A 937-nucleotide genomic window follows, 5' to 3' on the forward strand; every position below is an offset into this window, starting at 1 on the left:
TCACTTAATATATTTTCTATTTCACCCAGTTCAATTCGAAAACCTCGGATTTTCACTTGATTGTCAATTCGACCCAAAAATTCAATATTTCCATCTGGTAAATAGCGAACTAAGTCCCCAGTCTTGTATAAACGGGCTTTCGAATCTGAAACAAAAGGATTAAGAATAAACTTTTCTTCTGTTAACTCTGGTTGATTTAAATATCCACGTGCTACTCCCTCTCCTCCAACATACAGTTCACCAGGAACTCCTATTGACAGATGCTGGAGGTTTCGATCTAATACATATACTTCTGTGTTTGCAATCGGACGTCCAATCGGTATGTTTGTTGCATCCTCAGGAACATTTTCAACTAAATACCAAGTTGTAAACGTAGTACTCTCAGTTGGTCCATACACATGTAATAATCGCTTAGGCTTTCCCTTTTTTAATACCTCTCTAACAGACTTTACATCTACAGCTTCTCCTCCAAATAAAACTGTCATTGATTTGAATATTGATGGTAATTCCCTAGAAAATTGATTAAACAGTGCAGTTGTTAAAAACATTATATTAATTTTATATTTTTTTATAATTGTTGCGAATTCTCTAGGAGCTAACAATACATCTTTAGAAATAATAACCATACCAGCCCCATTTAACAGAGCACCCCAAATTTCAAAAGTTGCTGCGTCAAAAGAAGTATTTGAAGCTTGAGCCACTTTGTCCGAATGTTGAAACGTTACATAGTTTGTATTACAAACTAATCGATTAATTGCTTTATGGGGAACACATACCCCTTTTGGTCTACCTGTAGACCCTGAAGTATAGATAATATAAGCTAAACTTTCTGGAGTAGTATTAACATCTAAGTTTCTACTACTTTCTTTGGATATATTTATCCAATCTGTATCTATAGAAACTATCTTACTATTATGTTCAGGAAGCCCTTCTACTA

At 34.4% G+C, this 937-nt stretch carries 1 protein-coding gene; it reads right to left on the reverse strand.

The features are described 5' to 3' along the window. A partial coding sequence (locus MR079_RS28265) for an amino acid adenylation domain-containing protein (protein ID WP_242295080.1) occupies nucleotides 1–937 on the reverse strand: 937 nt, incomplete at both ends.

Source organism: Bacillus cereus group sp. BfR-BA-01381 (genome assembly GCF_022663555.1).
Lineage (GTDB): Bacteria > Bacillota > Bacilli > Bacillales > Bacillaceae_G > Bacillus_A > Bacillus_A pacificus.